The sequence below is a fragment of the Streptosporangium nondiastaticum genome, assembly GCF_003011965.1.
Taxonomy (GTDB): domain Bacteria; phylum Actinomycetota; class Actinomycetes; order Streptomycetales; family Streptomycetaceae; genus Streptomyces; species Streptomyces nondiastaticus.
This window is the reverse complement of the sequence record NZ_PXWG01000002.1, coordinates 39,513-63,956: the sequence shown is the minus strand read 5'-3', so window position 1 is coordinate 63,956 and position 24,444 is coordinate 39,513. Positions and strand designations below refer to the sequence as shown.

General features: G+C 70.8%; 20 protein-coding genes. 10 read left to right on the top strand and 10 right to left on the bottom strand.

The window, feature by feature from the left end:
• Positions 1-25 precede the first annotated feature (25 nt).
• On the bottom strand, positions 26-1,258 hold the full coding sequence (locus B7P34_RS01875) for an MFS transporter (RefSeq protein ID WP_146166698.1): 1,233 nt from the start codon (positions 1,256-1,258) through the stop codon (positions 26-28).
• Positions 1,249-2,574 (bottom strand): hypothetical protein, encoded by a 1,326-nt coding sequence (locus tag B7P34_RS37135; protein ID WP_189382348.1) that lies wholly within the window; start codon positions 2,572-2,574, stop codon positions 1,249-1,251. The genes B7P34_RS01875 and B7P34_RS37135 overlap by 10 nt, the downstream gene beginning before the upstream one ends.
• Positions 2,575-2,936: 362 nt before the next feature.
• On the opposite strand from B7P34_RS37135, the gene B7P34_RS01865 reads away from it, so the two are divergent.
• A complete protein-coding gene (locus B7P34_RS01865; protein ID WP_223267396.1) occupies positions 2,937-5,603 on the top strand; it encodes a SpoIIE family protein phosphatase in 2,667 nt (888 codons plus the stop codon).
• A gap of 117 nt (positions 5,604-5,720) precedes the next feature.
• On the opposite strand, the gene B7P34_RS01860 is transcribed toward B7P34_RS01865, so the two are convergent.
• The 5 genes from B7P34_RS01860 to B7P34_RS01840 all read right to left on the bottom strand — a co-directional run bounded on the left by B7P34_RS01860 (position 5,721) and on the right by B7P34_RS01840 (position 13,274).
• Entirely contained in the window at positions 5,721-6,524 is an 804-nt protein-coding gene (locus B7P34_RS01860; RefSeq protein ID WP_223267395.1) for a GNAT family N-acetyltransferase, read from the bottom strand.
• Positions 6,525-6,734: 210 nt separating this feature from the next.
• Positions 6,735-7,955 (bottom strand): protein-glutamine gamma-glutamyltransferase, encoded by a 1,221-nt coding sequence (locus B7P34_RS01855; protein WP_106673985.1) that lies wholly within the window; start codon positions 7,953-7,955, stop codon positions 6,735-6,737.
• Between the two features lie 184 nt (positions 7,956-8,139).
• Complete coding sequence (locus B7P34_RS01850; protein ID WP_106673984.1) at positions 8,140-8,631, bottom strand: hypothetical protein; 492 nt, start codon at positions 8,629-8,631, stop codon at positions 8,140-8,142.
• 803 nt (positions 8,632-9,434) lie between these two features.
• Complete coding sequence (locus B7P34_RS01845) at positions 9,435-11,678, bottom strand: MGH1-like glycoside hydrolase domain-containing protein (RefSeq protein WP_106673983.1); 2,244 nt, start codon at positions 11,676-11,678, stop codon at positions 9,435-9,437.
• Positions 11,679-11,741: 63 nt separating this feature from the next.
• Positions 11,742-13,274 carry an IucA/IucC family protein gene (locus B7P34_RS01840; protein ID WP_106673982.1) on the bottom strand — a complete coding sequence of 511 codons (1,533 nt, stop codon included), beginning with the start codon at positions 13,272-13,274 and terminating at the stop codon, positions 11,742-11,744.
• A 48-nt stretch (positions 13,275-13,322) separates the two neighbouring features.
• On the opposite strand from B7P34_RS01840, the gene B7P34_RS01835 reads away from it, so the two are divergent.
• Entirely contained in the window at positions 13,323-14,840 is a 1,518-nt protein-coding gene (locus B7P34_RS01835) for an IucA/IucC family protein (RefSeq protein ID WP_106673981.1), read from the top strand.
• Positions 14,837-15,706 carry a TauD/TfdA family dioxygenase gene (locus B7P34_RS01830; RefSeq protein ID WP_106673980.1) on the top strand — a complete coding sequence of 290 codons (870 nt, stop codon included), beginning with the start codon at positions 14,837-14,839 and terminating at the stop codon, positions 15,704-15,706. The genes B7P34_RS01835 and B7P34_RS01830 overlap by 4 nt, the downstream gene beginning before the upstream one ends.
• A 118-nt stretch (positions 15,707-15,824) precedes the next feature.
• Here B7P34_RS01830 and B7P34_RS01825 read toward each other — a convergent pair whose 3' ends face one another.
• Both B7P34_RS01825 and sigJ read right to left on the bottom strand, forming a co-directional pair.
• Positions 15,825-16,505, bottom strand: a complete 681-nt coding sequence (locus tag B7P34_RS01825) for a DUF899 family protein (RefSeq protein ID WP_106673979.1) — start codon at positions 16,503-16,505, stop codon at positions 15,825-15,827.
• 329 nt (positions 16,506-16,834) lie between these two features.
• Positions 16,835-17,755: an RNA polymerase sigma factor SigJ gene (gene sigJ / locus B7P34_RS01820; protein WP_106673978.1), complete on the bottom strand. Its 921-nt coding sequence runs from the start codon at positions 17,753-17,755 to the stop codon at positions 16,835-16,837.
• 102 nt (positions 17,756-17,857) lie between these two features.
• Between sigJ and B7P34_RS01815 the strand changes: the two genes are divergently transcribed.
• The 6 genes from B7P34_RS01815 to B7P34_RS01790 all read left to right on the top strand — a co-directional run bounded on the left by B7P34_RS01815 (position 17,858) and on the right by B7P34_RS01790 (position 22,504).
• Positions 17,858-18,226: a hypothetical protein gene (locus B7P34_RS01815; RefSeq protein ID WP_106673977.1), complete on the top strand. Its 369-nt coding sequence runs from the start codon at positions 17,858-17,860 to the stop codon at positions 18,224-18,226.
• Positions 18,227-18,331: 105 nt separating this feature from the next.
• Entirely contained in the window at positions 18,332-18,880 is a 549-nt protein-coding gene (locus tag B7P34_RS01810; protein WP_223267394.1) for a cupin domain-containing protein, read from the top strand.
• Positions 18,881-18,884: 4 nt separating this feature from the next.
• Positions 18,885-19,343: a hypothetical protein gene (locus tag B7P34_RS01805; protein ID WP_106673976.1), complete on the top strand. Its 459-nt coding sequence runs from the start codon at positions 18,885-18,887 to the stop codon at positions 19,341-19,343.
• A 273-nt stretch (positions 19,344-19,616) separates the two neighbouring features.
• Complete coding sequence (locus B7P34_RS01800; RefSeq protein WP_106673975.1) at positions 19,617-20,540, top strand: ATP-grasp domain-containing protein; 924 nt, start codon at positions 19,617-19,619, stop codon at positions 20,538-20,540.
• 133 nt (positions 20,541-20,673) lie between these two features.
• Positions 20,674-21,006 (top strand): hypothetical protein, encoded by a 333-nt coding sequence (locus B7P34_RS01795; RefSeq protein ID WP_106673974.1) that lies wholly within the window; start codon positions 20,674-20,676, stop codon positions 21,004-21,006.
• A gap of 280 nt (positions 21,007-21,286) precedes the next feature.
• Positions 21,287-22,504 carry a basic secretory protein-like protein gene (locus B7P34_RS01790; protein ID WP_106673973.1) on the top strand — a complete coding sequence of 406 codons (1,218 nt, stop codon included), beginning with the start codon at positions 21,287-21,289 and terminating at the stop codon, positions 22,502-22,504.
• Positions 22,505-22,593: 89 nt separating this feature from the next.
• On the opposite strand, the gene B7P34_RS01785 is transcribed toward B7P34_RS01790, so the two are convergent.
• Positions 22,594-23,016 (bottom strand): cysteine/serine endopeptidase inhibitor, encoded by a 423-nt coding sequence (locus tag B7P34_RS01785; protein WP_106673972.1) that lies wholly within the window; start codon positions 23,014-23,016, stop codon positions 22,594-22,596.
• A gap of 506 nt (positions 23,017-23,522) precedes the next feature.
• On the opposite strand from B7P34_RS01785, the gene B7P34_RS01780 reads away from it, so the two are divergent.
• The gene (locus B7P34_RS01780; protein ID WP_106673971.1) at positions 23,523-24,419 is read left to right on the top strand and encodes a glycoside hydrolase family 19 protein; all 897 of its coding nucleotides are present in this window, start codon (positions 23,523-23,525) and stop codon (positions 24,417-24,419) included.
• The last annotated feature ends 25 nt before the right edge of the window (positions 24,420-24,444 follow it).

Genomic DNA, 24,444 nt, shown 5'->3' with positions numbered 1-24,444 from the left:
GCTGCGGCCCGGCACGGCACCCGGGTCAGACGGCCGGCCGGGTCCTGCCCGCCCACGCCACGAGGGGCCCGCTGCCCAGGCCGACGAACAGCAGGAGGGCGCCGAGCAGCAGCCAGCCGGGCAGCCCCATCCCGAGGGGCAGCAGACTCATCACCGCGGGTGCGACCGCCTCCACGGCTCCGCTGCCCAGCCCGAACACCCCGGCGTACTGGCCCTGGAGGTGAGCCGGCGCCAGGCCGAAGCAGTACTCGGTCGAGGCAGCCGCGTACCAGAGCTCGCCGAGCGCGAAGACGGCCATGCCGCCCAGCAGCAGCCCCGTCGCCACCCAGCGGGAGGGGCCGTGGGCCGACGCCATGAGCATGAGCCCGGAGGCGAACGCCGTCCCCGCCCAGGCCATGCGCCGGCCGGCCGCCCGCACGTCGTGCACACCACGGCTCACCTTGACCTGGAGCAGCACCACGAAGGCCATGTTGAGCACCAGGACCGCCGAGACCGCCCACCGGGGCGCGCTCGTGTGGGCGACGATCCACAGGGGGAGCAGGAACCCGGACACGGCGTAGTTCAGCGACAGCACCGCGTGGGCCGCCGTGGCACTGAGATAGGTGCGGTCGCGCAGCGCGGCCCAGCCGCGCTCCCCTCTCTCCGCGGTTGCCGTGATCCGCGGCAGCCGCAGGAGGATGAGCCCGCAGCTCACGTACGCCAGGGCCCGGCAGACCACCAGGGCCAGGTACGCGGGCCTGGTGTCGATCTGGATGGCGAAGCCGGCGGCGACCGAGCCCAGCGCGAGGGCCAGGTTGGTCACCGACCGCAGGTAGCCGATGAACACCGTGGGGTTTCCCTCGGAGACCCCGCGGATGAGCGGCGCCTTGCTGGCCACGTCCGCCGGGATGATCATGCCCGCGACCAGCGAGACCGCGAGGAAGGACCAGAACGAGCCGACGAGCGTGAAGCAGGAGATGGCCGCCCCGCCGCTGAGCATCACCGAGACGTGGACGCGCTTGGGCCCCCACTGGTCCGCCAGCCGCCCGACCAGGACCCCGGCGACCAGACCCGTCATGGCTCCGCCGAACAGGCCCACGGCGACCTGCCCGGCCGGCAGCCCGACGACACGGGTGAAGTACAGCGCGCTCGCGGTGGTGAACATCCCGCCGCCGAAGCTGTTCGCGAACGTGGCGAAGGTCAGGATCCGCTGCGCCGGTGACTCGGGCAGCAGCCTGCGCACACCACGGACGGGCGCGCGCACGGACGTCACTGCCACAGCGCGTCCCCGAAGTGGACGCCCGGCCTCAACACGGTCTGCAGCTCGCGCAGTTCCCGCGGCTTGAGGCCGTCCGGGACGACCCGCAGCTGCGGGCCGAACCAGTCCCAGACCTCGTCGAACCGCTCCTGGAGTTCCTCGGCGGTGTCCGCCATCACCAGGAACTGGCCGATCCGGTGGTCCGTGCCGGCGACGGAAGGACTGCGGTCACCGACGGGCCGCTCGATCCGGACGAACTCCACCCCGGGCCTTGCCATGACCTCGGCCGCGGAGGGGTAGCCGAGCAGCAGCCCCGGAGGAGCGGTGAGGTACGCGCCGCCGACGGCGCCAGGGAGGATCTTGACGTCCAGCTCGGGACGCCGCCCGAGCGCGACCTGGATCGCCGTCTCTGCCAGATCTACGTTGAACTTGGCCTGCACGACTTCCTGCACCAGAGCGCCGCCCCGGCGCGCGGCACACTCGCCGAAGGTGAGCGCACCGCTTTCGGGATCGTGGAAGAGCTCCATGTGGAACATCCCCTGCCGCAGCCCCAGGGCCGCGAGCGAGGCCGTGATCACGGGAAGCGCCCGGTCGTAGGCCCAGCTCTCCCGGGCGGGGTCGAAGTGGCGGAAGTTGAGCGGCCGGCCGGTGTCCACCGCGGTCAGGCACGGATCGCCGTACCGGCCGAGCGCGCAGAAGAGCAACTCGCCGTCGAACAGGACGCCGTCCGCGATCCACTCCTCGCCGCGGACGAACTCCTCCAGGACGAAGGTGCGCTGCTCGGTGCGCTGCCGCCGGTACTCCGCGCTTCGGCGGCGCAGGTCCGCCACCGAGGAGACGACGGAGGTCCGCACGGTGGCCGCCCCCGCCACCGGCTTCAGCACGGCTTTGGCGAAGCCGAGCTCGGTCACGCCCGAGACCTCGTGGACGTCGTCGACGACGACGGCACCCGCCGTGGCCAGGCCGGCCGCCCTGATGTGCTGCTTCTGCACCGACTTGTCCCGGAAGCGCACCGCGACCTCGGGCGGGACGGCCGGCAGTCCGAGATGCGCGGCCAGCAGACCGACCATCACCAGGGAGTCCTCGGCGGTGGTGTACACGGCGTCGAAGGACCGGGAGGTCAGCCCGGCGCGGGCGAGTGCCATGAGGACGGCCTCGGCGCTGGTGTGGTCGTCGACGAGGAGCACCGTCACCTCGTCCGGTATCGCGATGTGTCCCTGGTCCCAGGAGGCCGCCCCGCAGATGACGGTGGTCTCCAGGCCGAGGCGTACGCATGCCCGCATGCCGTAGCGGTCGAGGCCCACGATCAGGATCCTGGGTGGGTTGGTGTGCTCCATGCGCTGCCTTCCTCGTGCTCTGAAGTCGTGCCACGGAGTTGCCGTCTTCGGCAACGGTCTGGCGACTTATTAACCCAGCATTGAAAGTGGGTTGTCAATTATGGCAAGAAATATTGCCTATATGGGGCAACACGGCTCCGCGGGCTGAGAAGGCAAGGCGGGTCGCGATGCGGGGGCGCGGTGCGGGCGGGTCTTCGTTGCGGGCGACCCGGCCGCTGTCCTCACCCGTATGGCCGCGATCGCCGCCATGTGGCGAGCCCCACCCGCCCGGCGCGTCATTGTTCGGCGGACCTGATCGACCACGGGAAAATAGTGATCACGAGCTCTCTCGGGGACGCGAGCTCTCCGGACGAGAAGCGGAGATGAATGCAGGGGTGAAGGTCTTCGGTGGTCCGGTCGAGTCCGCCGCGCCGCTCGCGCCCGGCCCGGCCGCAGGCGAGAAGGGGCTCAAGGCCGGTGCCCTGGGACTGGCCTCCTCGGTCGCCATGGGCCTGTCCTCCACCGCCCCGGCGTACAGCCTGGCGGCGACGCTCGGCCTGATCGTCGCGGCGGTCGGCCTCCAGGCCCCGATCGTGACGATGCTGGCCTTCGTCCCGATGCTGCTCATCGCGTACGCCTACCGGGAGCTCAACGCGGGCGACGCCGACTGCGGGACCACCTTCACGTGGGCCTCCCGCGCCTTCGGCCCGCGCATCGGCTGGATGGGCGGCTGGGGCATCATCGTCGCCGACGTCATCGCCATGGCGAACCTCGCGGAGATCGCCGGCATCTACGGCTTCCGGCTGCTGGGGTTCGACTCGCTCGCCGAGGACCGGCTGTGGACCACCGTCGCGGGGGTCACCTGGATCGCCGCGATGACCGCGGTCTGCTACGTGGGCATCGAAGTGTCGGCGGTCCTCCAGCGCTGGCTGGTGTGCGCCGAACTTGCGGTGCTGATCTTCTTCGCGGTGACCGCCCTGGTCAAGGCCTACACCGACGGGCCGCCGACGGCGATCCACGTCTCCGTCTCCTGGTTCAACCCCCTCCACGTGCCGTCGGTCAGGGAGCTGACCGCGGGCCTCCTCGCCGCGGTCTTCATCTACTGGGGCTGGGACACCGCCGTCGCGGTCAACGAGGAGACCGCCGACAGCAGGAACGTCCCCGGACGGGCGGCGGTCGTCTCCACCGTGCTCCTGCTGGGCATCTACGCCCTGGTGGCGACCTCGGCGCAGGCGTACGCCGGGATCGGCACCGAGGGCACCGGCCTGGGCAACACGGCGAACTCCGGAGACGTGCTCTCCGGCCTGGGCGGTGCCGTCTTCGGCACCACGGGCCCCGGCTGGTTCTTCACCAAGGTGCTCATCTTCACGGTGCTGACCTCGGCGGTGGCATCCACCCAGACCACCATCCTGCCGCTGGCCCGCACCGTCTTCTCCATGGCGGCCCACAAGGCCGTCCCCTCGCGCTTCGCCCGCGTGCACCACAGGTTCCTCACCCCGACCTGGTCGACCGTCGGCATGGGCCTCATCTCCATCGGCTTCCTCGTCCTCCTGACCGTGATCAGCCGCGACGTGCTGGCCGACTCCATCAAGGCGGTCGGCCTGGCGATCGCCTTCTACTACGGCCTCACCGGCTTCGCCTGCGTCTGGTCCTATCGCGGGCGGCTCACGCGCAGCCCCCGGGACCTGCTGTACAAGGGGGTGCTTCCGGGGCTGGGCGGGCTCCTGATGCTCAGTCTGTTCTGCTACGCCGCCTTCGTGGTCTACGCCGCCCCGGACTACGGCTCGACCTCCTTCGACCTGCCGCTCCTCGGGCGAACCGGCAGTGTGAGCGTCGTGGGCCTGAGCGCCCTGCTGGTCGGTGTCGTCCTGATGCTGATCATCACGCGGGAACACACCGCCGCCCTCAAACTGCAACGCGATCTGCTGCCCCCCGACCTGCCGTCGCTGTCCGGTGTCGAGGCGGCCAGCCGCTACGTGCCCGCCGACAGCCGCTCCGGGGTGGGCGGCGACTGGTTCGACGTCATCCCGCTGTCGAGCTCCCGTGTCGGCCTGGTGGTCGGGGACGTGCGCGGCCACGGGCTGCGCGCCGCCGCCACCATGGGCCGGCTGCAGACGAGCGTACGTGTCCTGGCCCGGCTCGACCTCGCCCCGGACGAGCTGCTCGCGCACCTGGACGACGTGGTCGGGCGGACCGCCGAGGAGCGCGCCGCCGAGGAGCGGGCGCACGGCCGCGGCGGGGGCACGCCGGCGGCGGACGGCGACGAGGCCCTGGGGGTCACTTGCCTGTACGCCGTCTACGACCCGGTGTCCGGGCAGTGCAGCATGGCCCGCGCGGGCCACTCGCCGCCCGCCGTCGTCGACCCCGCTCGCGGTGCCGTCAGCCTTCCGGGCCTCCCGGAGGGCCCGCCCCTGGGCCTGGGCGGCGCGCCCTTCCAGAGCGTGGAACTCCAGCTGCCCGCCGGCAGCCTGCTCGCCCTGTTCACCGACGGTCTCGTCCAGGCCCCGGGCCACGACACCGGGACGGCGCTCGGCCTGCTCACCGGCGTCCTCACCGAGTGCCGGCGCCCCCTGGAGGAGCTCTGCGACCGCACCATGGCCGAGCTGCTGCCCGGCCCGGTGGACGACGACGCGGCCCTGCTCCTGGTCCGTACCCGGATGCTCGGCGAGCACCAAGTGGTGGTCTGGAAGCTGGACGCCGCCCCCGCGAGCGCCGCGCGGGCCCGGTCCCTCACCAGTGGGCAACTGGACGAGTGGGGGCTCGAGGACCTGTCGTTCACGACCGAGCTGATCGTCAGTGAGCTGGTGACCAACGCCGTCCGCCACGCCTCCGGCGGACCGGTCCACGTCCGGCTGATCCGTGACCGCAGCCTCGTCTGCGAGGTCGCCGACACCGGCCACACCTCGCCCCACCTGCGCCACGCCGCCGCCGACGACGAGGGTGGCAGGGGCCTGTTCATCGTCGCCCAGGTCACCCAGCGGTGGGGCACCCGCTACACCCCCACGGGCAAGACCATCTGGACCGAGCAGCCTCTCCCGGCCGCGGAGTAAGCCCCCGGCCCCCGGAGCCCGGCCCCCGGCTCAGTGTTGACACCGGCGACCAGGGCGAGCGGCGGCCCGGCGTGTGCAAAGCCGCCACTTCTACAGACGTTCACGCCTCCGTGGTGGTCATTGCGAGGACCACCAGGTCGACGAGGTGACGGCGGTGAAGCCCAGCGACTCGTACAGCGGCCGTCCGAGCCGTGAGGCAGTGAGCGTCACCGGAAGGTTCGCCATGGGCGCGAGCGAGCCGAGCATGACGGCCCGCCCGGCGCCGCGGGAGCGGTGCGCCGACGGCGTGCCGACCCAGTAGTGGCTGCCGAACCCGTCGTGGACGACCGTGACTCCGGCTCCGACCGTCTCGCCGTCGAGGACGGCGAGAAAGACGTCCACGCCCGGCTGCTCGGTCAGCGCCGGGGGGAACATCTCGCCGGGACGGTAGGGGGTGAATCTGGTCAGCCCGAAGCCGTCGATCACGATCTGCTCGGCAGCCTGCAGCTCGTGCGTCTGCTGGGCCCGGACCACCTCCATCGCGGGGGCGGCGACAGGGCCGGGCGGGCGCAGCATGATCGGCATCTGCCAGTTGCGCATGCCCAGGTGACTCAGGTCGGTGGAACTGAACGGATCCTCGACGTCCACCGGTCCGGTCGATCGGCCGGCCAGCTCGGTCAGCTCGGCGAGCTCGTCCGCGTCGGGGTCGGGCTCCTGCAGCAGGACGCGTGTCCCGGCGCGCTCGCTGCCGAGCACGGCGAGGAAGCTGCGCCGGCGGATCACCTCGTGGCCGCGGGAGCTTCCGGTCGCGGCCCAGAACGCGGCGGAGTTGCGGGCCTGGCGTATCACCGCGTCGTCGAAGGCTGCGGGGTGATCCGGATGGTCCTGCCTGCTTCGACCCTCGACACGGACGTCGGGGGTGGTCTGCCGGGTGTTGGCCACGGGTGGCTCCTGTTCAGTGACTGTGCGGTGATCCGGGCGAAGGAGCAGACGGGGCCCGAGTGGAAGTCGACTCGGGTCTTCGTCGCGCCTCCGGCCCAACCACGTAATGTCTCTGATGGCTGAACAGATCTCAACCGAGATTTGCTGAGCACGGCGCTGTCGTGGACGGAGGAGGGCCGGGGCGCGCCCCGACCCTCCAGCCGGGTTCTGCTACGGCCAGCCCTGCAGCACCTTGGCGGGGGCGGTGTTCCAGCTCTTGGGTATGAACGTGATCATGTAGGTTCCGCGGTCGAAGTCGGCGTACCCGGCGGACCAGTTCCGGAACTTGCTCTCGTATACGTGCATGGGGCCCAGGCCACTATTGGGCGAGTGATAGTGGTCGCCGTGGGTCCATACCGTCTTGTCGGCATCCGCTTCCGTTTGGGCCCCGAACCAGCCGTAGTCGAAATTGACCCAGCTCTCGCCGGGGTTGGCGGGGCTGCGCGGGATGCTCCTGTCCTTCGACATGTCGACCAGGCCGGTACGCTGGTCGGGGCGGAAGGCGTCCGGGTCGCCGTACTTCCTCTTGTCGGAGGGGCCCTGTTGGTTCTGCCCGCTCCAGAAGTGCTTCGAGTAGATCACCGCCTTCATCCTGGACGGGTCGTAGTTGCCTCCGTCTCTTTCTTTGAAGGACGGTGTGTTCCTCAGTGCCGAGTAGAAGTTCGAGCGGCTGTCCTCGTGGAGCAGAGCGTCATTGCTGTTCGTGAGCTCCGTCTTGAGGTTGTCGATGTACGTCCCCTCGTCGTGGGCGCTTTCCAGGGCCTTGTTGAGGAGGGACGCCACATCGCGCGCCCGCTTGAACCCCTTCCCCTCGTCGAAACTGTCCTTGGCGATGCGACCCTCGAACTCCGCCCGGGTTTCGTCGCGTCGGGGGCTGGTGTTCTTGAGGTCGTTCTTGTACTTGTTCTCATCGAAGAACGCGAACGCCAGTTTGTTCGCCGGGTAGGGACCCGAGTTGACCCAGGTGACGCCGACGCAGCCGTAGGACAGCTTTTCTCTCTGCTCTTCGGTCATCTGCTGCTTCTTGCCGTCGCGGTGGCTGTAGACCTGCTGCCACTTGCGTATGTAGTTGTTGATGACCGTGGTGGCCCTGCCTCCGTAGGCCCGGTACGCGTCGGGCATCCTTTCGAGCGGCTCGGCCGGCGGGGTTTCCCTGTCGTCGGTGGAGCCGGGGGCCCGGAAGGACGGGCCGGCGCTCGGAGGCAGGGCGCTTTCGTTGAGCGCGTTGATGTTCTTGACGTCGTCCGCCGTCAGCCCGTGCGTTTCGGCGTAGGACCCCTTCTCTTCCCTGTCGCCGTTGCCGGCGGCCTGGCTGACCGACGGGATGAATCCGGCGGTGCATATGACTGCGCCCGCGGTGGCGAAGGTGAGGATTCTCAGGCGTTTTTGCATGGAAATCAGCAACTCCCTTGTGGTGAATGTCGGGAAACGAGGGCATGCGAGAGCGCGGCGCAATGGAGGGGGAGGGGGATTGCGGCGATCTGCCGACGGCAGGAAGGCCGCCGCCGCGAGGCGGAAGGGGCGGCAGCAGGCGGCCCGGTCGGGCGGGGCCGGGCCCGGTCGGGCGGGGCCGGCGCTACATCAAGGTCGTCGCCGAGGCGACGACGCGGGCCCGGCCCGGGTGGTCGGGGTTGCCGTAGCGGACCTCGACGCGCGGGTGGGAGCGCATGAACTCGGTGTCGACCAGGCGGACCTGGCCGGGGTGGTCGACCGTGCGCACGGCGATGTCCGTGTCGAGGAAGAAGCTGAACTCACCCGTGGCCGGGGCGTAGACGAAGAACTTACCGCCCTTGAACTTCTGCTGCGCGATGTCGTCCGTCAGGACCAGAGACCAGAAGCCCGCGCAGCGGCCTGCGGGACACATGAACCGGAAGTCGGCCCGCAGGCCTTCCAGTTCCATCCAGCGGAAGGGGTTGTCGTCCCTCGCGCCGGTCGTGGCGGGGGTGGCGGCGGTCGCCGGGGCGGTCGTGGCCGGGGCGGCGGCCTGGGCACCCTGGGCGAGGGGCAGGGCGAGGGCCGCGGTCACGGCGACGGTGGTGAGGGTGCGGAGAACGGTTCTGCGTATCACTTCTCGTCTCCTGGATGAGTGATCAGGCTGATACGAGCAGTGATCATGTCTCCGTGTTAACTTCCCGGCAACATCATGGCTTTGAAACCGGCCAATCTGCTGATAAGGCGGTATCTGGCCATGCGTCTGATCCGGCTGGGTGTGGGGGGAAGCGATGTTCGGCCGGATTCTGTCAGGGTTCGCCGACGGGTGTGCACCCTGCTGCGGTCCGGAGCGGGCGGGGGCGGGGCGGGCGCCGTGGACGAGTGCCGCGGACGAGTGCCACGGCGGGGGTGGCTGTACGTGTGGGCGGTGCGGGCGGTCGGCGCCCTTGCCACTGCGAGCGGAGACAGCGAACCGTACGCCGGCGGCAAGGGCGCCGGGGCCTCCCACGTGATGCAGCGCCCGTCGAGAGCGTGTTCCAGCCTGCGCCGGGCAGTGGCCGGGTCGCCTCAGCGACGGTGGCCGGGGTGATGCCGGGGGAGGTGCCGCGGGCCCGGGCGTTTTCGGTGGCCGCAGAGCCCGGCAAGGTGCCGACGACCTCCGCCGGTGCGGAGACCGGGGCTGTGGCGCGCCGCAACAGGTCACTGACGGGAGTTTCGCAGGCCGCGATGGTCGACTTGATGTCACCTTCGCCGTAATGGTTGAAAAGGACGTGCAGGGTGAGAGATTTGTGGCCGGCACGCTTGGACGGCGAGGTGGAGAAGGACGGCCCTGAGCAGGGTGCTTCCCGGTCGGCACGGGCAGGGCAGCGCTCCTGACCGGCGCGCCCGAAGCCGACGGCGTGGAACCGCAGAAGGACGCGGGGGAGGAGAGGCCTCGGGCTACCGCCCCGCGATCAGCGGCAGCAGCAGCGCCGCGGACCAGCTGAAATTGGGCGAGTTGAGGGCGGCTCCGCTCAGTGGGTCGTAATTCTCCATGATCGGCCCGTCGCCGGTCAGACCGGCCGCTTGCCCCGTCAGTCTCGTGGCCAGTGCGTCCGCGTCACGGCCGAATCCGTAACGGCGCAACCCGGCGATCGCGAAGTACGCCTGGTCGAGCCAGACGGGGCCGCGCCAGTACTGCCGCGCGGCGAAGTACGGCGAGCTCCTGGAGACCGTCGGCAGGGGCATCTCGGTGGCGAATTCGGAGGGATCCAGGAGCCGTCCGCGTACGGCGGCGGCCTGCGCCCGGGTCGCGACGCCACCCCACAGGGGGATCGCGCCCTCGATGCCCCGGCCCCGGTCCGTCAGCCGGGTGCCGGAGCCGACCGCGGTGTCGTAGAACCAGCCGGTCGCCGGGTCGTACATCCTCTCCCGTACGGCCCTGCCGGTCGCGGCAGCCTTGGCCCGCCAGCCGTCGGCGGCCGCCCGCTTCCCCAGCTCCGCGGCGACCCTGCCCAGATGCTCCTGGTCGACGGCGAGATAGGCATTGAGGTCCACGGACTCCTGGGTCAGCGAGTAGCCGATCACCTGCCCCGAGCCGTCCCGGTTCGGCACGACAGCGGTGCCCAATGCGGCGTCGAACCGGGGCGCGTCGTCCATGCCGCTCTCCCAGGCCGCGGCCAGCCGCCGCTGCCCGGGCGAGCTGTTGGCGGGGTCCACGGTCGCGCCGTACTCCGCGAGCCCGTTGTGGTCGTGGTCCCGGTTCCGGTACCACCACTCCTCGTACGCGGCCAGCTTCGGGTACACCTCCCGCAGGAAGTCCTTGTTCCCGCTCCGCTCGTAGACCTGCCACACCGACCAGGCGCCCAGCGGCGGCTTGCTGTTCCGCTCGTTCCAGTTGGTCCCGCCCCGCTGCGGGTCGTTGTAGAAGACGGCGTCCGGGATCATCCCCGCGTCCTGCGGGCGGGTCGTGGAGCCGGGACGTATCTGGTGGTCGAGCACCGAGCGGATCTGTGCCTCGGCGAGCCCCGTGTCGAAGCGTGCCGTGCCGACCGCCTGCTTCCAGGTGTCCCAGGCCCAGAATCCACCCGCGAACCACTTGTAGGAGAGGGACGGCGTGATCCCGTCGTGCGCGAGGCCGCCTGCGGCGCTGCGCCAGTTGGTCACCAGCGTCTCCAGCGCCTTGACGGCAAGCCGCCGCCGGCCGGCCGGGACCCCGGCGGTTACCCCGTCGACGTACCCGCGCCAGCGCGCGTCGCCCGCCCGGACCGTCCGCACCGGATCGGCGAGCACCCGCCGTGCCTCACCGGCTTCCGCGGCGCGCTCGGCCTCCGTGAAGGTGTAGCTCTCGGTCCGGTCCAGGGCGCGCGCCGCGCCGGGTGCGAGGGTGAAGGGCGCGGCCAGTTCCGTACGGTAGGAGTCCCCGTCTTCCGACACCGTCGTACGCACCGGGTCCCGGTGCCGGACCTCGAACCGTTCGGTGCCGTCGGTGAGGAAATCGTCCGCCGCACGCACCCTGGCGAAGCCGACGGCGACGCCCCGGGACGTGACGGCCAGCGATGGCGCCTGTCTCATGGGCGCCTCGGCAGGTCGCAGCAGACTTCCGGTCCAGGCGGCGCCGAGGGTGCGCGGGGTGCGGCCGGTGTTGCGCACCACGGCCCTCACCAGCGCGGTGCGGTGCGTGGCGTACCGAAGCTCAAGGGTGAGCCGAAGGCCGCCGCCGAGGTCGTAGGCCTGGCACAGGGATCCGGGCCGGGAGGTGAAGCGCGGCGGGCCGCCGCCGGCGAGGTCGAGCGCGTGGCCGCCCTCGCTCAGCCGGATGCGGCTGAAGGAGGTGCTCAACCACCAGGGGTACTCCTGCGCGATGTAGAGGGGGCCGGTGAATCCGCCGTAGCCGCCCGGGGCGTCGGCCGCCGGCAGGGCGTAGGCGTGCCAAGCCCCCCGGTCGGCGAAGACGTTGACGGGGTTGTTGTCCTTCTCGTGTCCGGGAAGTGCTGTCGTCGGGGCGCCCCGTAGATCGAGCACGTTGCCGTAGCCGTAGCCGTAGCCGTAGCCGGCACAGTCACAGTCGCGGCCGTGGTCGTGGTTCAGGGAGGCGGCCCGCCACGGTGGGGCGGCATCCGGCGGCTGGAAGGAGGTGGTGGCCACGGCCAGAAGAAGAGCGAGGGCGAACGGGGCGAACAGGGCGCACGAGCGAGGGAGCATCGGCGAACTCCAGTTCTTCCAAGGGGCTGGGGCCGGGAGGGACGGCATGCCGCGTTCCGGCTCTCAGGAGTGGACGGCCAGCGGGTTGGGGACGGGGACGTAGCAGGGGGCGGTGCCGTCCGCGTCGATCCAGCGGGACAGGAGGTTGGCCTTGCACGGGACCGTCGCCGCGGCCAGCAGTGCCTTGATCTCCGGGAGGCCGTGCTCTTTGCCGCACCGCTGGAACTCCCGCCGCGCCGCCGGCCACAGGGAACCGGCGGAGCGGGGGAAGCGGTGGGCGAGGACGTTCGCGATTTCGGTCAGGTTGTTGACGACAAGGCAGTACACCAGGCGCTGCCAGGCGCCCTCGCGGGGCGTCGCGGGGATCGCCCTGGCGCCTTCGGTGTCGCGGAAGACGGCCTGGACGGGGGCGCCGTCCGAGTCGACGGCGATCAGCGTGTTCTGGAGATGGCACTCGACGGCGATGCCGTGGCGGGCGTAGGCGTCCAGTACGGGCGGGACGACGCGGTCCAGGTAGGCCGACCACCACGGCAGCGGGTCGGTGAGGCGATCGAGCGGATCGCCGTCGAAGCCCTCGGTGAGGGCTGCGGCCAGTATCGCGGTGGCGCCCGGGAGCACGTGGTCGTCCAGACCGTCGCGGACGAGGACGGGGAAGGTCTCGTCGAGGCCGCGAACCGTACGGTGCCCGCGTTCGCTCAGCCATGCCGCGGGGCCGTCCACGGCCCGGAAGGCCGCAGTGATCAGCGGGTCGGTGCGGCGCACATGGCGGAGCTCGTGCCGGCGGATCCGCCGGACGTCGTTGGTGATCTGCACTTCCAGGCTGAACTTCAGGAACAGGTCCCCGGGCGCTCCGGGGCGCTCGGGGCCGCCGGGGACGTGGACCGTGCGCACCGAGGCCGTGGCCCGGGCGTCCCAGGGGGTGCGGCCCAGGTGGACGAGGCGGCCCTCGGCAAAGGCGGCGCGCACGGCGGGCAAGTGGCGGGTGAGGTCGAACTGCCAGGGATGGACGGGTAACAGCCGGTAGCCGTCAGGTGCCCGGCCCAGGGTGTCGAGGGCGCGGGTGTCGCCGTCGTCGACTGCCGCGTCCTCGCGCACGCCCAGCAGGACGAGGGGGAAGCGGGCGTACGTCTCCGGCGCGTAGCGCAGCCAGGTGCTGGGCGGGCCGCCCCCGCTGCGGGCCTTGGGGGCCGGGTGGTAGGGGTGGCCCATGACCAGGGCCTGTTCGGAGCGCAGCCACGGGCTGTCGGGCGGGGTGGCGTGGGCGCGGGCGGCGAGGAGGGCCTCGACGGCTTCGCGGCCGGCGGTCATCTCGGCGGGCAGGGCGGCATTGGAGCGTCCGGTGACGGCACGCATCTCCTGGGCGGCGAGGTCGATGAGGCCGCTGTGGCGCATGGGTTGCCAGGTGGTGCCGGTCCAGAGCTCGGGTGCTCCGGGCCGGTGGCCGGTGCGGACGCTCAGGAGCCTGCCGGTGGCGTGCAGGAGGTGGACTGCGCGGCCGGCGACCGGCTCCCCGGCCGGTGCGGAGGCTTCCCTCAGCAGGCAGTTGAGCAGAGGCACCATGGCCAGGGCGTCGGCTTCGCGGGCGATGGCATTCATCGATCACCAGTATGTGTGACGTGCGTTCGCCTGCGGTAGGACATACGCGTGTGCGACACACCCGCCGAGCGCGAGCTCGCCGAGGAACTGGAGAGCGTTCGCCGCGAGTCGGCGTCCGCCTACCTCGCTGCCCTGCCGGGGGCCCGGGCGGCGGTGCTGGCGCGGCTGTGGCGCGGGCTGGTCCATGAACCGCTGCCCTGGATCGCGGCCCGTGTCTCCGGGCGTGACGGGATCGTCCTGCGCCTCGTCGACGGGCGACGGCTGCACGGTCCGCCGTCCGATCCGTGGGCGACGGGAACGGCGGTCGCCGCCGTGGAGCTGGACGGCGTCCCGTACGGTCATCCCGCACTGCTGATGGCGGCGCTGCGCGTACCGGGCGGCGCGCCGTTCGCCGCCGAGCTCGACCACAGCGTCGCCTCCTTGGCCCTGTCCCGGACAGCTCCTCGTCCGGCCGGGCCTCCGGCGGAGCCCTGGGAGTGGGAGCAGCGGTCACCGGACGGCCACCCGTACCATCCCACCTGCCGCTCCCGGCCCGGCTTCTCGGCCGCCGAGCAGCTGGCCTACGCGCCCGAGCACCGGCCGGTGGTGGGTCTGCGGCTCGCTCCCGTGACGGGAGCGACGGTGCGGGGGCCGTGGCCTGCGGAGTGGCGGGACGGGGATGCCGTGCTGGTCCCGGTGCATCCCTGGCAGGCCGGGCACGTCCTCGGCGGCCGGAGGACGCTGCCCGGGCCGCCGGCTCATCCGCTGCTGTCCCTGCGGACGCTCGACCTCGGCGCCCGAATGCACGTCAAGACCGCGCTGAGCACACGGCTCACTTCCCAAGTGCGGGATATATCGGCCTATTCGGTGGAATATGCCTTGGCTACTTCCGAGGTGGCCGAGCGAGTCGCGAACGGTCTGGGCGGCCGGCTGCACATCGCGCGGACGCTGGCGGCGGCGGGGGCGGGCACGCCGGACCTGGCGGCGGTACTGCGCGAATCACCGTACGTCCACGCCGGAACGGGGGAACAGGTGATCCCCGTGGCCGAGCTGCCCGGGCACTACGCCTCCCACAGCCCTCACGAGAGACTGGAGCGCATCACCGAGTTCGCGCGACTGGCCGTCAGCGTCTGCCTGGACCTGCTCGACGTGGGGGTGGTCCTGGAAGCGCACGGGCAGAACCTCCTGGCGGTCGTCGACGGGGAGGGACGGCCCCAGCGGCTCGTCTACCGGGACCTCGCCGACATCCGCATCAGCCCTGCCCGGCTGGCCCGGCACGGCCTCCCGCCACCGCCGCTGACCGGCCGGCTCCTCAACGACGACCCCACCGCACTCCGCCGCAAGGCTCTCAGCTGTCTGATCACGGGTGCACTGGGCCCCCTGGCCGGGAACACCACGACGCTGGGCACCCTTCTCGAAGCCGCCACCCGCGACCTCCCCCCTACCCCGGACCTGCGGGCACTGCGGACGGAGGAACTTCCGGTCAAAGCACTGACACTGATGCGGCTGTCATCAAAGGACGACCAGTGGGCGCTGCTGCCCAACCCCATGTCCGTCAAGAGGCGCCGCGGAAAGGTGAGCGGATGACCCAGCCCGCCCCGCTCGAAGCACTCACGGCATGGAACGGCGAAGCCCTCGACGAGGCGGACTGGCTGATGCAGTTGCCACCCGCCTGCTCACACGCACTGGACGACCGGGACCGGAGAGAGGACACGGGACCCGCTGGAGCACTCACCAGGGCGGCACTGGCGGACCTGACCACGGGTGTCGCCCAGCGCCTACGGAACAGCCGCGGGTTCGTCGTGATCCGCGGCCTGCCGGTGGATGGCCGCACCGACCAGGAGTGCGCCGCGATGTGCCGGCAATTCGCCGCCTCGCTGGGCACTCCGCGGCCGGCGGACCCGGGCGGCCTCGTCACCGTGACCGACAACGCCGGACTGGGCAAGACCAACCTCGCTCTGGCCCCGCACACGGACCGGACCCCGGCACCCCATCCGCCAAGACTGCTGGGGCTGCTGTGCGTGCGACAGGCGGCACAAGGCGGGGAGACGCTGCTGGCCAGCGGCCACACCGTGCACAACAGGCTGCTCACCGACAACCCCTGGGCCCTGCCCCGCCTCTACCAGGACTTCCACTTCGGCCGGGGAACCGGCTTCGACCGGCTCCGCCCCGTCTTCCAGCGGCACGACGCCGACCTGCGCGTGCACTACAACAGGCGCGGCATCGAACGCGCCCACCACGAAGCCGGCGTCCCCCTGACCCCCGATGAGCAGGCGGCCCTGGACGCTGTCGACCAGATCCTGTCCGACCCGCGCACCGTCCTGCGTATCGCCCTGCGCCCGGGAGACCTTCTCTGGCTGGACAACACCATCGTGCTGCACGGCCGCACCGCCTTCACCGACCCGCCCGCCCCGTACGGCCGGAGGTGCCTGGCCCGCGTGTGGGCGGACTGAAGCACCTCCAGCACCCGGCCTTACTGGTCAGGACGAACCGCCGGCCCCGGTCCGCGAGGGCACGCGGCAGCGCGGCCGCCCCGCCCGCCGTGCGTACGCCGATCGGGCGCGTCGCGCCTCAGTAGTCGAGTCCGGCGAACCACTCGCCCCGGCCGCGGGTGGTGAGGTCGAGGACGTGCCACACCGGGCTCATCAGGTCGATGCCGCGCTGGTCGATGTCGTCGGCCATCCGGGGGTGCGCCGAGTAGAAGTGGCGTACGGCGCCTTCGCCGTCGCGGGTGAACACCGAGACCGTCGAGTCCTGATTGCCCTCGGCGTCCTCGCTCCCGAGGTCGTACTTGAAGGTCCCGGACCCGGCGCTGAGCAGGCGCAGGTTCGTCCACTGCCGCTTCCGCGCGTACGCGCGGAGCGTGGGCAGGTCGGCGGCGGCGACGATCGCGAAGTCGACGTTCTGGGCGATGTGGCGCGCCACGCCGTTGATCCCGTCGATCCACATGGTGCACATGGGACACGCCGTGGTCTGCCGCTTGCCGAACATGAAGTGGTAGACGACCAGGTCGCGGCCGGGCCCGGTGAACAGTTCGCTCAGCCGGACCGTCGTCGCCGGTGTGTCACCGTCCTGCAGGTCGGCGGGGCCCTCCTCGAAGACGTAGTCGTCGAGGACCGGTCCGAGCGGCAGCCGGCGGCGCTGCTCGGCGACCCGTTCGCGGTGACGCATCAGCTCGATCTCGGCCTGCCGCAGCTCTTCCCGGGCGCGGACGTACTCCTCCGGCTCGTCGCTGAGGTTGGTCATCCGCATGGCAGCCTCCCTGTGCTCTCGCCGTCATTGTCCGCTCGGGCCGGAAGGGCCGCCACGCGGCACGGTGCGGTGGTGTCGTGGATGACTCGTAGCCGCAGGTCCTGGCCCTGTCCGCGTCCGTTTCCCGGCGGCTTGCGGCCTGATGAGTCACGGGCACGACTCCTGGTCAGCCGCCTGCCGGTCCGCTGGTGAGTGCCGGCTCCAGGACGGACGGACGGGAACGGCAGAGGGCGTTCCGCCGCGGCGTGCCGGGCGGCTCCGCAGCCGGGTCGCGTCTCGCGGGCCGGCAGCCCCGCTGACTCCGGCCGCGCTGGATGCGACGGCCGCCGCTAGTCGGCCCCGCCGCCCCACGGCCGCAGTTTTTCCGGGTTGCGGATGACCCAGATCCGGGTGACGCGCCGGTCGGAGATGTCGAACGAGGCTACGGTCACGACGGCGCCGGCACGCTGGGCCACCAGGCCCGGCACACCGTTGACCGACCGCTCCAGGAGTTCGAGCCCCGGAGCCTTCTCGGCCATGGCGACCATGTACTGGGCGATGCGCGCGCCGCCCTCGAGCGGGCGCAGGATGGTGCCGACCATGCCGCCGCCGTCAGCAGTCATCACGGCAGCCGGGTTGAGGAGACCGACGAGGGCTGTGATGTCTTTGGATTCCCATGCTTCTTTGACGCGCCTCACCACGGCGGCCCCGCCGGTCGCCGTCACCGGAGGGCGTGCGTCGCTCACCCGCCGCCGGGCGGAGGCCGCCAGTTGCTTGCAGGCCGCAGGGGTCCGGCCGAGTACGCCGGCGATCTCGGCGTACGGGTACCGGAAGACCTCGTGCAGCACGAATGCCACCCGCTCGGCGGGCGTCATCGTCTCCAGGACGACGAGGAAGGCCATGCCCACCGACTCGTCCAGAATGATCTGGTCGGCCGGGTCTGCGGGGCCGGTGGGGTCGGCGCCGCCCGCCCGGTCCCACTCGGTGCGGTCGGGCAGCGGCTCGGGCAGCCACGCGCCGACATAGTGTTCACGGCGGGCCCGCGCGGACCCGAGCAGGTCCAGACAGATGCGGCTGGTCACCGTCGTCAGCCAGGCGCCGGGGGAAAGGATCTCCTCCCGCCGGCTTCGCGGCAGTCCGTACCAGCGCGCGTAGGCAGCCTGTACGGCATCCTCCGCCTCGGTCACCGAACCGAGCAACCGGTACGCGACGTTGATCAGTTGACGCCGCTCGCCGGCTAACTCCTCTGCTCCGGCCCCGCCCGTCCCCATGCTTCCGGCCGCCCCCTTGCCTTACCTTTCGCAAGCCCGCGTCGTCGGACTGGTGAGACCTTATCGAGCTTCTGCCCGCGGGCGGAGAAGGGAGACCGTGACATGGCCACCCAGGAGATGGCGAAGACACGACGCGGCTTCTCGTTCCTGAAGATCGCGATCACCTTGCAGACCCTGACCGTCTTCCTTCAGGCGGTATCCGCCGGCCTGCTGCTGACCTCGTCCTACGGAGAGACGCTGCACAGCGTCGGAGCACGCGTGATGTACGGGGCGTCGATGCTGTACGTGCTCGCGGCGGTGCTGGCGTGGAAGCCGGGCGGCGGCTCGCCCCGGCCTGTCCGGCACGCGTCAGGGTTTCTCGTGCTCGCCTCGGTCCAGGTCGTGCTGGGCATCGCGCATGTCCCAGCGGTTCATGTTCCCCTGGGCGTATTGATCTTCGGTCTGAGCGTGCTGGCGCTGGCCCGGCGTTGAGGTCCGATGAGTGATGAGTGATGAGTGTGGCGAAGGGCGTGTACGCCGCGGTCAGGGGCCGGTCCGGCGCGATGGGGAGCTGTCCTCCCGCATCATTTACTCGAAGTGAACGCCACCTTCCGGACCGCGGACACCCCGCCGGAGCTCACCTCGCCCCGCGGCGACGCCTACCGCTACCTCGCCACGCACGAGTCCACCGGCGGCGAGTACGGCCTGTACCAGGTGGACCTGGCAGCGCGGGCCGCCGGTGCCAAGACCCACTTCCACAAGGCGATGTCGGAGGCCTTTTACATCCTCTCCGGCGAGCTGGAGCTCTTCAACGGCGACAAGCGGGTGACGGGCCGCACCGGCGACTTCCCGTACGTTCCGCCCGGCGGCCTGCACGCCTTCAAGAACGTGACGGACGAGCCCATGCCGATGCTCATGCTCTTCACCCGGGGGCCCCGCGCGAGGAGTTCTTCGAAAGGGTCGCGGAGATGTCGCAGCGCGGCGGCGAGGAGCTCAAGCAGTTCCGTGTGCGGCACGACAGCTACTTCGAGGAGGACCTCGGGCCCGGGGCGTCGTAGCGGAGGCACTGCGGGCACCCGAACGGACGCACGCACGGCGACCAGAGCCGCCTCGGGTCGTTGCCCATGCCATGACGGATTTCACTGAGTGGATGACCGAGGTGGCAGCGCAACCCGGCCCGGGCGAAGAACGCCTCGACCAGCTGCGCGCCGGGGGCAATCTGACAGACGCCGAGGCCGCGGCCTGGCTGGTGCAGGTCATGGCCGACTACCACCGGCAGCCCGTCGGCTGGAAGGTGGACGTGGCGGTGGGGCGGCGCGAGGGACCGGAACGCACCCGGTCCGTCTCGGTCGACGGCCGGCTCCCGCAGATCGTCGCCGGCGTCATGGACCAGGCGCAGACCCTCGCCAACACGACGCGCCGGCCCGTGAAAGTGATCCATGGCGTGGACAGCAAGCCGGAGCACTTCCTGCGCACGCTGGCCGAGTACGGCGACGGCATGGGCACCTTCACCTCGCCGGTCTGGGTAGCGCTCCCCGAACCGCTGTCTCCCGACGACGAGCGCACCACCACGCCGGCCTTCCGGGGCCCTGCTCCGGCGGCGGAATGACCGTCCGCGGGCCGGTCCCCGGATGCGGCAGCCCGGCCTGATCCCGGCAGCGGGATCAGGCCCCGGCCGTCCCGGCGCCGCACCGGGCGCCACCGTAGAAGGCGGGCCGGTTTCCCTGTTTCTCTGAGCGGCGTACCGTCCACCGGGCGGGCCCGGCCGGAGACGGAGGGCTGCCGGCCAGTCGGGAGACGGCCGCTGTTTCGGCCACGCAGGCGCCCGATGGCGCGCGATGCCGTGTTGCCCGGCGTGGAGGCTTCGGTTCGACTGACCGGTATGGCCCCCAGAGAACTGGTCCTGATGACCGATCACAGCTCGACCGAAGGCAGCCGGGAGATGCTCGTCGCCGCAGCGCGCACGCTCACCGGCCGGGATCCGGTCCTGATGGATGCGCGGCACTTCATGAGCGGCGGGAGCGGCCGGATCGCAGCGGATGACGACGGGCTGCTCCTGGAGGCCGGCGGGCTGATGGTGGCCACGGACACCGTGCTGGTCTACGAGATACCACCCCACCGGCGCCGGGACTTCGAGGGCTTCCAGCGTCTGCTGCACACCTACGGCGCCCGGTCGCTGGGCACTGACGAGCGGGCGTGGCGGGTGGCGACCGAGAAGGACCTCACCACGGAGTGCTTCGTTCGCGACGGCATTGCGCACATGCCCACCGTCGCCTTTTCACGGCCCACCGCGAACGAGGCCGCCGAGGCGTTCGAGCACCTCGGCCGTGATGTCTGGGCCCGGCCGGCCATCGGCATGGGCGGCCACGACGTCTTCCACATCACCACCCGCACCCAGCTCGCCGCCGCCGCACAGCATTACGCCGCCGTCGGAGCCGACTGGCTGATCTCCCGCGACGCCGCCAACTTCCTCCCGGACGGACGACGCCACCAGTACCGGGTCGTGGTACTCGGCGGGCGCGTGCTGCGCGCGGTCGAGCACGTTCAGCCGGACCCCGACGCGCCCTGCAACGAGAGCCGGGGCGCCATTTCCACCCTCCTCCACGAGGAAGACCTGCCGCCCGGTCTGGCCGAGCTCGCGGTGTCCGCGGCCAAGTCGCTCGGCCTGCCCTTCGCGGGAGTGGACCTGGCGGCCGAAAGCGGCGGCGTGGTCTTCGAAGTCAACGTCCACCCCATGTTCGGCACCGTCCGCGGCCTGGAGACCGTCGCGATACCGTACGTCGCCGCCCACCTCGACCCGGCCTGACCCTCTCCTCATCCACACGGTGCGCGAGGCGTCGTACGAGCCCTGCCCTTCGTTCCTGCTCGGCGGGCTGCAGAGCAGAGTAGAGCAGAGCGGGGCTGGTCGTGCCGGGCCAGCCCGTGACGGTACGGGCCGGGTGCTCCAGCGCCGAGGCTTCGATGACTTCCTCGACGTCGCGCAGCGTTTCGTAGCTGCCCGGCCGCCGCACGGTGACGGCGAGGCCGGAAAGGTCGACGACGCGCCCGGCCCCTGCGTCGGCGGCGCGTTCCATGAAAGCGCGTGCCTGACGTACCGCACGTTCCGGGTCGAGCGCTCCGGACAGGTAATAGTCGAGCACCCCGGACAGGTAGTAGACGCCGTCCACTCCGCCGGGTGCCGCCGCGGCTCCCGTACGTTCGGTGAGGACGCCCGCCACCACCTCGACGGCATCGGGGAACCGCGCTCTTCCGGGTGGCAGGGCCGCGGCTGACGCGCGCCGCGCCTACCGCTGAGAAACTCACCGAACGAGACATGGCACTGCTTCCGGCGTGCGTCGCCTCCGGGGCGTCGGCCGGTCGTTGAGGGGCGCTGTCCATCGAGTGTTGAACTCGTCCGCCTACGGTCCGGGCATCACCACCCGCACTCGTAGAGGGATGGAGCATCCGTTGCACAGACATGTCGTCACGCCGGCGCCCGCTCCGGGCCACGGCCGGTGACGACCAGGGTGTTTCTCCCCGTCCTCCTCTCCGACCTCGCCGAAAGGCCCGTTCATGCGCATCCGCAACCTCTCCAGCACGGCCGCCGTACTGGCCGCCGTCGCCGGCCTCACCGGAGGCCTCACCGCCACGGCGGCCCACGCCGCCGAACCCCTGCCGGAATCCGGCGGCACCTACCGGATATCCAGTTACGCGGGCGGAGCCCTGCAGTGGGACGGCCCCCGCAACGGCGCCGGCGTGCGCGTCAAGGACTGGAACGAGAGCCTGACCGAGCAGACCTGGACCGTCACCGACGACGGCACCGGGAACTGGAGCGTCAGGATCCCCGGCACCAACTACGCCGTCGACCGCGACCTGGGCAACAACTCCGTCGCCGCCTGGAACGACATCAGCAGACCCAACCAGCGGTGGTGGCTGCAGAACCTCGCCGACAGCCGCGCCTGGCTTCTGCACAGCAGCGACCGCACCGGCGGCGACACCTGCCTGACCAGGCTCCCCGACCTGGCCACCGCGGCCCGGCCCTGCAACGCCGGCGACAAGGCGCAGCAGTGGAACCTCGACAAGGTCACTGCTCAACCGCCCACGCCCACCGTTCCCGTCACGCTGCAGATGGTCGACTCCGGCGGCTACGACCCCAACGCCCTGCGCTCGTGGTTCGACAGGAGCAGAGGCCTCCTCCAGGACCAGTACGGGAAGATCAAGCAGTTTATGACCGGCGGCGCGTACGAGGTGAAGCCCGGCATCAACGTCGTCTTCGACGCCCGGCACCCGAGCTTCGGCAACCCCGGCGTCGCGGCCGTGTTCGATCCCAACGCCAAACCCCAGTACAACAACGAGAAGTCGATTATCCTTCGCCCCGACTACGTGATGAGGAACCCGGGCGACGTCGGGTCGCTCATCCACGAACTCACCCACCAGGTGCAGGACGCCGCCAACGGCGGCTGGCTGAACGAGGGCCAGGCCGACTACTACCGCAAGTACGTCTACAACGTGAAGGAGAAGCCGGGCGTCGACCGCATCCGCGGCACCGACTACAACCGCGGCTACGACTCCACCGCCTTCCTGCTCAACTACATCGCCCACAAGCACCCGGCGGGCGAGAACGTCATCCAGAGGATCAACAACGAGGTGCACCGGCAGGGCTTCGGTGCCGACGGCGACCGCGTCCTGACCGAGATCACGGGTAAGGGCGGCCGGCAGTGGTGGACCGAGATGTGGAACGACATTCAGGCCAACCCGACCAGGTGGACCAACCCGGCCTTCCGCGACTAGAGGACCGGTGACGGTCCACGGTTCCGGCCCCGCCGGGTGAGTGGCGGGGCCGGAACCGTGCCGGCGGGGAGCCTCGACCGGCCCCGGCCTCAGCGCACGAACTTCCAGGTGATGCCGTTGACCACGCCGCGGTCGAGCGGTGCCAGCTTCTGGAAGGCCGGCCGGCCGAGGTCGATGTGGTTGCGGTCGCACGAGAGGCACTTGTCCCTGACCGGCACCCTGATGGTCTTGCCGTTGTAGCTGACCTCGACCGATATGCCCTTGCAGAGCGGGTCGTTGTTGGGATTGGCGGAGGTCCACCACGAGGGCGAGACCGCGACCAGGTCCTGGGAGTTCGCGTCGATGTCCGTCCCGCAGGCGCCGAATCCCCTGTCGGTGTAGTAGGTCATTTTTCCGTTCATCGGCCGGCCGATCGGCACGTCGGCGGCCGCCGGGCCCGCGGCGACGGCAATTCCGGTGGCTGCGGCGGCCAGGACGACGGCCGCGGCGCGCGCAGTTCTGTTTCCACGCATGGTCTCTCCTCAGTTCAGAGGTAAGTAACGCGGGCGGATGAGCTCCACGGACCGACCGTGGAGCGAGCGCCCCGGAAACCGGCATCAGGGAGCCGTCACGGCTCGCCGGTCAGGAAGACGAAGGACAACGGCATTTCTTCGGCACGCGTCCGTCTGTCGATCCATGATTGCCATGCGGGACGACGCCTACGCAAGTCCCTGCAGCGACAGTTGTCCGGAACCGGTTGCCGAATGCGCCTGGTTCGGCCGCCCCCGACGCGTGTCGTTGACAACGAAGTTGAAGGGTTATTCACTGCGCAAGGGTGATGGCCGCAGCGCTTCCGCCTTCCGCCCTCTGTCTTCTGCCTTCCGTCGGCCCGGCCTCGGCCCCGGCCCCGTCGCCGTCGCGCTTCGAGTGAGCGAGCGTCACCTCGCCGATCACCCGCTGATCGCTCACCGATCGCTCACCGATCGCTCATGGATCACCTCACCGATCGCCTCAGCGATCCGACTCCGAAGGAGCCGTCATGAGAAGAAACCGCTTCGCCACCTTCCTGCTGGCCTTACTGGCCCTGGTCGGTACGGTCCTCCTCGTGCCCTCCGGCACGGCGAGTGCCGCCGCCGGCTCGTGCGACAGTGCGTCCAACTGGACGGCCGGAACCTGGTATCCGGCGGGCACGGTCGTCCGGTACACGGACGGCAAGTACTACGTCGCCGAGCACGACAATCCCGGCTACGACCCGCTCATCAGCACGTGGTACTGGGATCCGTACACCTGTCAGGGAGGCGGGAACCCGGGGACCGGAAAGTTCCCCGTGACGGAGGCCCAGTTCCAGCAGATGTTCCCCGGCCGGAACTCCTTCTACACGTACAACGGGCTGATCGCGGCGCTGTCCGCGTACCCGGGATTCGCCGGCACCGGCAGTGACCAGGTCAAGCGGCAGGAGGCCGCGGCCTTCCTGGCCAACGTCGACCACGAGACCGGGGGCCTGGTCCACATCGTGGAGCAGAACACGGCGAACTATCCCCACTACTGCGACCGGAATCAGCCCTACGGCTGCCCGGCCGGTCAGGCCGCCTATTACGGCCGCGGTCCGCTCCAGCTCAGCTGGAACTTCAACTACAAGGCGGCGGGCGACGCCCTCGGAATCAATCTGCTGAACAACCCGTCGCTCGTCCAGACCGACGCGGCCGTCTCCTGGAAGACCGCCCTGTGGTACTGGAACACCCAGCGCGGCCCCGGCAGCATGACGCCGCACGACGCGATGGTCGGCAGCCGTGGATTCGGCGAGACCATCCGCAGCATCAACGGCGCCGTGGAGTGTGACGGCCGCAACCCCGCCCAGGTGCAGAGCCGGGTGAACAGCTACCAGCGATTCGCACAGATGCTGGGCGTGGCTCCGGGCGGCAACCTCTACTGCTGAGCCCCGGGAAACCGCCGGGCCTCCG

Coding starts and splice junctions, on each gene's coding strand:
- B7P34_RS01780 (WP_106673971.1), top strand. CDS start 23,523: ATGAGAAGAAACCGCTTCGCCACCTTCCTGCTGGCCTTACTGGCCCTG.
- sigJ (WP_106673978.1), bottom strand. CDS start 17,755: ATGGGGACGGGCGGGGCCGGAGCAGAGGAGTTAGCCGGCGAGCGGCGT.
- B7P34_RS37135 (WP_189382348.1), bottom strand. CDS start 2,574: ATGGAGCACACCAACCCACCCAGGATCCTGATCGTGGGCCTCGACCGC.
- B7P34_RS01790 (WP_106673973.1), top strand. CDS start 21,287: ATGCGCATCCGCAACCTCTCCAGCACGGCCGCCGTACTGGCCGCCGTC.
- B7P34_RS01805 (WP_106673976.1), top strand. CDS start 18,885: ATGACCGAGGTGGCAGCGCAACCCGGCCCGGGCGAAGAACGCCTCGAC.
- B7P34_RS01815 (WP_106673977.1), top strand. CDS start 17,858: ATGGCCACCCAGGAGATGGCGAAGACACGACGCGGCTTCTCGTTCCTG.
- B7P34_RS01830 (WP_106673980.1), top strand. CDS start 14,837: ATGACCCAGCCCGCCCCGCTCGAAGCACTCACGGCATGGAACGGCGAA.
- B7P34_RS01845 (WP_106673983.1), bottom strand. CDS start 11,678: ATGCTCCCTCGCTCGTGCGCCCTGTTCGCCCCGTTCGCCCTCGCTCTT.
- B7P34_RS01800 (WP_106673975.1), top strand. CDS start 19,617: ATGGCCCCCAGAGAACTGGTCCTGATGACCGATCACAGCTCGACCGAA.
- B7P34_RS01785 (WP_106673972.1), bottom strand. CDS start 23,016: ATGCGTGGAAACAGAACTGCGCGCGCCGCGGCCGTCGTCCTGGCCGCC.
- B7P34_RS01840 (WP_106673982.1), bottom strand. CDS start 13,274: ATGAATGCCATCGCCCGCGAAGCCGACGCCCTGGCCATGGTGCCTCTG.
- B7P34_RS01865 (WP_223267396.1), top strand. CDS start 2,937: ATGAATGCAGGGGTGAAGGTCTTCGGTGGTCCGGTCGAGTCCGCCGCG.
- B7P34_RS01855 (WP_106673985.1), bottom strand. CDS start 7,955: ATGCAAAAACGCCTGAGAATCCTCACCTTCGCCACCGCGGGCGCAGTC.
- B7P34_RS01825 (WP_106673979.1), bottom strand. CDS start 16,505: ATGCGGATGACCAACCTCAGCGACGAGCCGGAGGAGTACGTCCGCGCC.